General features: G+C 64.1%; 7 protein-coding genes. 1 reads left to right on the forward strand and 6 read right to left on the reverse strand.

The genetic code is table 11. The annotated features are described in order from the left end of the window. Window positions 1–1,173 (reverse strand): protein translocase subunit SecD (gene secD, locus ACSLE4_RS06935; RefSeq protein WP_435903748.1); only part of this gene is annotated, 1,173 nt, incomplete at its 3' end. Between the two features lie 69 nt (window positions 1,174–1,242). Continuing rightward, a complete protein-coding gene (gene yajC, locus ACSLE4_RS06940; protein ID WP_435903749.1) occupies window positions 1,243–1,593 on the reverse strand; it encodes a preprotein translocase subunit YajC in 351 nt (116 codons plus the stop codon). A gap of 137 nt (window positions 1,594–1,730) precedes the next feature. On the opposite strand from yajC, the gene ACSLE4_RS06945 reads away from it, so the two are divergent. Further along, the gene (locus ACSLE4_RS06945) at window positions 1,731–2,576 is read left to right on the forward strand and encodes an ATP-binding protein (RefSeq protein ID WP_435903750.1); all 846 of its coding nucleotides are present in this window, start codon (window positions 1,731–1,733) and stop codon (window positions 2,574–2,576) included. Here ACSLE4_RS06945 and ACSLE4_RS06950 read toward each other — a convergent pair. The 4 genes from ACSLE4_RS06950 to serS form a co-directional block, all read right to left on the reverse strand. After that, entirely contained in the window at window positions 2,573–3,904 is a 1,332-nt protein-coding gene (locus tag ACSLE4_RS06950; RefSeq protein ID WP_435903751.1) for a peptidoglycan DD-metalloendopeptidase family protein, read from the reverse strand. The two genes, ACSLE4_RS06945 and ACSLE4_RS06950, sit on opposite strands and share 4 nt — an antisense overlap. 115 nt (window positions 3,905–4,019) lie before the next feature. Then, window positions 4,020–4,661 carry a protein-L-isoaspartate(D-aspartate) O-methyltransferase gene (locus tag ACSLE4_RS06955; RefSeq protein WP_435903752.1) on the reverse strand — a complete coding sequence of 214 codons (642 nt, stop codon included), beginning with the start codon at window positions 4,659–4,661 and terminating at the stop codon, window positions 4,020–4,022. A 69-nt stretch (window positions 4,662–4,730) separates the two neighbouring features. Continuing rightward, window positions 4,731–5,504 carry a 5'/3'-nucleotidase SurE gene (surE, locus tag ACSLE4_RS06960; protein WP_435903753.1) on the reverse strand — a complete coding sequence of 258 codons (774 nt, stop codon included), beginning with the start codon at window positions 5,502–5,504 and terminating at the stop codon, window positions 4,731–4,733. A 199-nt stretch (window positions 5,505–5,703) separates the two neighbouring features. After that, a complete protein-coding gene (gene serS / locus ACSLE4_RS06965; RefSeq protein WP_435903754.1) occupies window positions 5,704–7,131 on the reverse strand; it encodes a serine--tRNA ligase in 1,428 nt (475 codons plus the stop codon). Between the last annotated feature and the right edge of the window lie 430 nt (window positions 7,132–7,561).

Genomic DNA, 7,561 nt, shown 5'->3' on the forward strand with positions numbered 1-7,561 from the left:
GCCGAACAGCCCGTAGGCCACGAACATGAAGGCCACCACGAGCAGCATGCCGACAATTGCCGCCTTCTTGCCGCTCTCGACGGAGTCAGCGCCAAGGCTCGCGCCGACGGTGCGCTCCTCGATGACCGTCAACTTGGCCGGCAGCGCGCCCGACCGCAGCAGGACGGAGAGATCGTTGGCTTCCTGCACGGTGAAGTTTCCGCTGATCTGGCCCGTGCCGCCGAGAATCGGCTCGCGGATAACCGGCGCAGAGATCACGGTGTTGTCGAGGACGATGGCGAAAGGCAGACCGACATTGTCCTGCGTGACCCGGCCGAAACGCTTGGCGCCGGCGGCATCGAAGCGGAACGTGACGATCGGCTCGCCGGTGCGGGAATCAAAGCCGGGCTGAGCGTCGACGAGGTTCTCGCCGCTGACCATCACCTGATCCTTGAGCACGTAGGGAACCGGCGGATCGTCGCCCGAATAGACCAGCTCGTCGCCTGGCGGAACCTGCTTGCTGACGGCGACCTCGCCGGCGTTGGCGGCGGGGTCCACGAGCTTGAACTCGAGCTTGCCGGTCTCACCAATGAGACCTTTGAGGCGCTGCACGTCCGACACACCGGGCACCTGAACGAGGATACGATTGCGGCCCTCGCGCTGAATGCTGGGCTCGGTGGTACCGAACGCATCGATGCGTCGCCGAATGGTCTCGATGGAGGCCTGAATTGCCGCGCCGATACGGTCGTTCAGACCCATCTCGGTGACGGCGAGGGTGATCTTGTCACCTTCCCGCGTCACCTCGAGATCATTGCCCGAGAACCCGCCGAACACATCGTTGCCGACCGGGACCGCGAGCTTCTTCAGCTCGGTGAACGCCTTGTCCACGTCCTCGGGATTGCGGATGCGGAGCGACACGCTCTTGGCGGAGACGTTCTGCGAAAGGTCGATATAGCCGATGCGGTTGCTGCGCAGCGACTCGCGCGCGTCGCCGCGAATAGTGCCGAGCCAGTCGTCGACCAGATCCTTCTCGTCAATCCGATAGAGAAGATGCGCGCCGCCTTGCAGATCGAGGCCCAGATTGACCTGCTTGTGGGGAATCCAGCTTGGGAGTCCTTGCAAAGCCGACGACGGAATCAGATTGGGAATTGCGAAGATGATGCCGGCAAGAACCACGGCAAAAACCAGAATCACCTTCCATCTTTGGAAATGCAGCATTGCCGGGTTTGACTCTCTAGATCGGTCGGTTGATTTCGCGCGTCGCTACTCGGCGGTCTTGGATTCGGCCTTGGACGGGGGGGCGCCGCCCTCCCCCTTGCCGCGCACCTCCGAAACGGTCGAGCGCAGCACCCTGATGCGCACGCCCTCGGCGACCTCGACCTGAACCTCGTTCTCCTCGACCTTAGTCACTTTGCCGAGGATGCCGCCAGAGGTCACCACGCTATCGCCGCGGCGAAGACCGGCGACCATCTCGCGATGCTCCTTCATGCGCTTCTGCTGCGGCCGGATCATCAGGAAATACATGATGCCGATGATCAGAATCGTCGGGACGAGCAGGCTGTTTAGCATCTCGAAGCCGCTACCGCCTGCTTGAGCGTATGCGAAACCGTTCATTGCTCGTGTCCCCTGCTTGGCTTAAGGATGGCCGCTTTCGGCCGGCTTGGCGTCTCTCGCGGCCTTGTGGGCAGGCTCTTATCGCGCGATTGGGCGCGACTATACTGAGCCTGAACGCCTTTGCAACGGGGCCTTGCATGAACTTTCAGGAGCCAGTCTCGGGACTTATGGAGCGGATCGCCCAGGCGCTGGAGCGACTTGGCCCGGCCCGGCCCCAGACGCCCGATTTCAGGGCTGCCGACGCCTTCGTGTTTCAGGCCGAAACCGACCGTTTTTCACCGGTCCAGGCGGTCAACCGCCTGCCCTTGCCGCTTCTAAAGGGCATCGACCGAAACCGCGACACCCTGCTCGCGAATACGCAACGTTTCGCCCAGGGCCTTCCTGCCAACAACGCCCTTTTGTGGGGCGCGCGGGGCATGGGCAAGAGTTCGCTGATCAAGGCGGTGCACGGGGCGATTCCCGGCCTGAAGCTGGTCGAGATCCACCGGGAGGACATCGCGGCCCTGCCCCGGGTCCTAACCCACTTGCGCGCGGCGCCCCAGCACCGCTTCATTCTCTTCTGCGACGACCTCTCCTTCGAGACGATCGACACCTCCTACAAGTCTCTAAAGGCGGTGCTGGAAGGCGGGATCGAGGGGCGTCCGGCCAATGTACTGCTTTATGCCACCTCCAACCGCCGGCACCTGATGCCGCGGGAGATGGTCGAGAACGAACGCTCGACGGCCATCAACCCCTCCGAAGCGGTGGAGGAGAAGCTCTCCCTGTCGGACCGGTTCGGGCTGTGGATCGGGTTCCACAATTGCAGCCAGGACGACTACCTCGCCATGGTGCGCGGCTACGCCGAGCATTACCGGCTCGACGTTCCGCCAGAGACACTCGACAGAGAGGCCCTCGAATGGGCACGCGGCCGCGGCGGCCGCTCGGGCCGCGTGGCTTGGCAATTCATCCAAGATTTGGCGGGGCGTCTCGGGACGGCGCTTTAGTCGGCCTGCGCCGACATGCTGCTCATGTACTTCGTCGGATCGACGGGACGCGAACCTTTGCGCAATTCGAAATGCACTTGCGGCTGGGAGACCGAGCCGGTGGTGCCCGCCTTGGCGATCACCTGGCCGCGGCTCACCTTGTCGCCGCGATTGACGAGCAGTTCGTCGTTGTTGGCGTAGGCCGACACCCAGTTGTTGGCGTGGCGGACCAGCACGAGATTGCCGTAGCCCTTCAGCTCGCTGCCGGAATAGGCGACGACGCCGTTCTCCGCCGCTTTTACTGGGGTGCCTTGCGGCACGGAGATGTTGATGCCGTCGTTATGTCCGCCGTCGGGCTTGGTGCCGAACCCGGAGATCACGCGTCCCTTCACCGGCCAGCGGAAGCTCGCACCCGACATGGGATCGGGATTGGGAAGCTGCGCGGTGCTCGACACTTTCTGTTGCGTGGCTGTGGGCGCCGATGTCTTGGCCGTGCTTTGGGTGGTATCGCCCGCACCCGGCGGGCTGATCGTGGTGGTCTTGACTTTGCGCACGCCCCCCGACGACGCGGGCGCTTCCGCGACAGTGGGCGCAGCCGCGCCTGCCGCCGGAATGACCAGCGTCTGGCCGATCTGAAGCGCGTCGGCGCGGACGTCGTTCCGCGCCATGATGGCCTTCTCGCTGGTGCCAAGCTTCTCGGCGATGCTGTGGGGCGTGTCGCCCGCCTGCACCTTATAAGTCGTCTCGCCCGCCCTTGGGGTCAGCGAGGATGGGCTCGGCGAGGATGCGGGCGAAGCGGCGGCCACGCGCGGCGCGGGCGCAGGACTCCGCGCGGCGGCGACATTGGCGCCCGGCATGATCAGTGTCTGGCCCTCGCGCAGCCGCGCGTCAGGCAGGTTGTTGGCGGTCTGAATGGTGTCGATGGAGACGCCGTAGCGCTGGGACAGGCTCGACAGCGTGTCCCCGCTTTGCACCTTGATCCGCGGGCCTGAGGCCTGTGTCACAGGCGGCGGCGCGGGCGGTTTCGCTGTCTGCGGCGAGCCGTAATAGCGCGCCTGACCCGGCGAATAATTCGCGGTCGCTTGCGGCGGCACGGCCGAGCGATCGCCGTAAAACTGGTAGCGGCTGCCGTTGTAGACGGACTCCGACGGAACCGGCAGCGACGCCGTGGTGGACATGTCCGCGCCGCTCGACTCGTTGTCTGCAAGATTGAAAGATGGGAAGTCGAAGCGCGAGACGCCCGAGCTACAGCCCGCTATCGTCAACGCAAAACTCAAACCCGCGATCACACAGCATGCGCCGCGGGCATACTCCGACCAGAACGCCACGCGCATCCCCCAATGGTCCACTCGCAATACCCGTTGCGATGAGTAAAGCGCGCTGGCGGTAAACAACGCATTAAGCCTCTTCCCCAGCTGCCTAAAAAAGAATCAGCAAGCAACGCGTTAGGGCCTCTCCTCAGGCTCAGTCGCGCTTCACCCGCCCATGCACCAGCGGCACGAAACGCACCGGCAGAAGCGGCGTCTCCACCAGCCCTTCCTCGGTCTTGTCGATCTGCACCAGCGATTGGGAGTCCCGGGTCTCGCCCAGCGGAATGATCATGCGGCCGCCGTCCTTCAACTGGTCGAGCAGGGCCGCCGGCGCATCGAGCGCGGCGGCGGTGACGATGATGCGGTCGAACGGCGCTTGCGGCGGCCAGCCCAGCCAGCCGTCGCCGATGATCGTGGTCACGTTGTTGATCTTGAGCTCCGCCAGGCGCTGCTCGGCCGCCTTCTGGAGCTCCCGCCAACGCTCCACGGTGTAGACCCGGCGGCAGAGATGCGACAGGACGGCGGCCTGATAGCCAGAGCCGGTGCCGATCTCGAGCACCTTATAGCTCGGCTCCAGCGCGAGCTTCTCGGTCATGAAGGCGACCACGAAAGGCTGCGAGATGGTCTGCCCGCATTCGATGGGCAGCGCGATGTCCTGATAGGCGTGGTCGGAGAACGCCTCGTCGACGAACAGCTCGCGCGGAACGGTCTCGATGGCGCGCAGCACCTTAGGGTCGCGGATGCCGCGACGCCTAAGCTGCATGATAAGATTGACTTGGTCCTGTGCGCTCGCCATCCCGTCCACCTCCCTTCGAGGCGGCTTTTCGCGTGAGTATCAGCCGATTCGAGCGCGCGGGGGTAAGGACTATTTGGCTTTTTCGCCGAGAACCCCGGCAAGCGCCTCGAGCGAGCTACTGTCGGTAAAGTCGAGGCAGAGCGGCGACACGGAGATCAGGTTGGAGCGCACCGCCCACAGATCCGTGCCCTTGGGCGGCTTGGCGTTGCGCTTGGCGATACCAATCCAGTAGTAGGCCTTGCCGCGTGTATCCATGCGGTCGTCGATGTCGAGCAGCGCCGTATCACGCAAGCCTTGGCGCGTGGCGACCATGCCCTGAACCTCGTCCGGCTGGCAGTCGGGGAAGTTGACGTTGAGCACGGTGCCCTCGGGCCAGCCCGCGTCGAGCAGCTTGTGCATCAGCTCGGCGCCGTGCTCCATCGGCGTCTCCCAGATCGGCGTGCCGTGATCGTAATTGCCGATGGCGAGGCTGAGCGCGATGGACGGCACGCCGAGCAGCGTACCCTCGATGGCGCCGGCCACGGTGCCGGAATAGTTCACGTCATCGGCGAGGTTCTGGCCGCGATTGACGCCGGAGAGCACGAGATCGGGCGGCTCGTCCTTCAGGAGAAAGCGCACGCCCATGATGACGCAATCGGTCGGCGTGCCCTTGACCGCGTAGCGGCGCTTGCCGATCTCGCGCATGCGCAAGGGCTCGGCCAGGGTCAGCGAATGAGACGCGCCGGAATTATCGGTTTCGGGGGCCACGACCCAGACGTCGTCGGTGAGATCGGTGGCGATCTTCTCCAGCACGTCGAGACCCGGCGCTTCGATGCCGTCGTCGTTGGTGAGGAGAATGCGCATCTTTTTGCGAGTCCTTTTCGGCACTTTCGCCGGTTTGTTCTTCTTCTGATTCATTTCAACGCACACCTGTCATGGCCGGACTTGATCCAGGCATCCACACCGTAACGCCGCAGCAAGGCGACAGGCCAATGGGGATTGGATTGCCGGGTCAAGCCCGGCAATGAGCGGATAAAGAGCGGAGAAAGAGATAAATCAACAATCACTTCGGGGCCTCGATCCTGGTCAGGCCGCCCATATAGGGCTGGAGCACGTCGGGAATACGAACGCTGCCGTCCGCGCCCTGGTAGTTCTCAAGCACGGCGATCAGCGCGCGGCCCACGGCGACGCCGGAACCGTTCAGCGTATGCACGAACTGGGTGGCCTTGGAGTCCTTGGGCCGGTAGCGCGCGTTCATGCGGCGGGCCTGGAAGTCGCCGCAGTTCGAGCAGGAGGAAATCTCTCTATAGGTGTCCTGGCCCGGGAGCCAGACCTCGATGTCGTAGGTCTTGCGTGCGGCGAAGCCCATGTCGCCGGTGGACAGCACCACCACGCGGTACGGCAGGCCGAGCTTCTGGAGCACGGTCTCGGCGCATTTTGTCATGCGCTCATGCTCCTCCGCCGATTGCTCCGGCGTCGTCACCGACACCAGCTCGACCTTGGAGAATTGATGCTGGCGGATCATGCCTCGCGTGTCCTTGCCCGCGGCGCCCGCCTCCGCGCGGAAGCACGGCGTGCCCGCCGTCACGCGCATGGGCAGCTTCGCCTCGTCGGTGATGTCCTCGCGCACGAGATTGGTCAGCGGCACTTCGGCTGTCGGGATGAGCCAGTGCCGATTGAAACCTTCGGCAATCCGTCGCCCTTCCTCGTTAAGACGAACGTGGGTTTCCTTTCCCGGAACCGTCTCCCAATGGCTGTCGTTTAGTTGGCTATCTATGAACTCGTTCCATTCGGCTTCACCGAGCATCGGTTTGTGAGCAGCGAACTGGTCCTCTTCGAACTTCGGCAACTGAGCGGTGCCGAACATGGTGTCGTCGCGCACGAGCAGCGGCGGATTCACTTCCGTGTAGCCGTGCTCGTCGGTGTGCAGGTCGAGCATGAACTGGGCGAGCGCGCGCTCGAGCCGCGCCAACTTGCCCTTCAACACGACAAAGCGGGAACCCGAGAGTTTGGCCGCCGTCTCGAAATCCATCAGCCCGAGCGCCTCGCCGATCTCGAAATGCTCTTTGGGCGTGAAATCGAACCTCGGAAGCTCGCCGACCTTGCGCAGCTCCACATTGGCGCTCTCGTCGGGACCGACCGGCACGTCGTCCGCCGGCATGTTGGGAATGCCCGCAAGCAGATCGTGCAGTTCCTTGTCCTGCGCCCGCTCGTTGTCCTCGCCCTCTTGGATCGTCGCTTTCAGCCCGGCGACCTCGTCCATCAAGCGCTTCGCTTCGGTTTCGTCCTTGGCCTGCTTGGCCTTGCCGATCTCCTTGGAGGCGGCGTTGCGGCGCGCTTGCAGCTCCTGCAAACCCTGAATCGTTTCGCGGCGTTGCTCGTCCAGGGTGAGGATTTGAGTCAGCGTGGCTTGCGGATCGCCGAAAGCACGGTCGCTCAAGCCTTTGACGAAGGCTTCCTGGTTCTCACGGATCCATTTGACGTCAAGCACGGGGGGAACTTCTCTTTCTGCGACTCGGGAGCGTTGCGTGGCCCCCGTATAATGCCCGATCGGGCTGTTGTCATGACCCCGTCTTTCCTGTCGTCACCCCCGGGCTTGGTCCCATCGATGTCCCTCCCCCTAGAAGGGGGAGGGAGTAGGCGCGCGTGTCCGTTCCCGCGGCGCGCGAGCGCCCGGGTTTTGCTCTTTCGCCCCCTCATAAAGGGGGATGGCGCGCCGAAAAGCGCAGTCCGTAGTTGGTGTCGCGATCCGAAGATCGCGCGTGCGCCTTCCGGCGCGCCAATCGCGGCGGTTACGACGCCGGGCCCCGCTTCTCATTGATCTCTGCGCTACCGGCCTCCGGCCTGCTTGAGCGCTATGTGCGCTTCGGCCTTTGACCCGCTGTCGCGCGAGAGCAAATCCCAGCGAGCTTCTCGCAGGG

It is taken from the genome of Methyloceanibacter sp. (assembly GCF_051306395.1).
Classification (GTDB): Bacteria; Pseudomonadota; Alphaproteobacteria; order Rhizobiales; family Methyloligellaceae; genus Methyloceanibacter.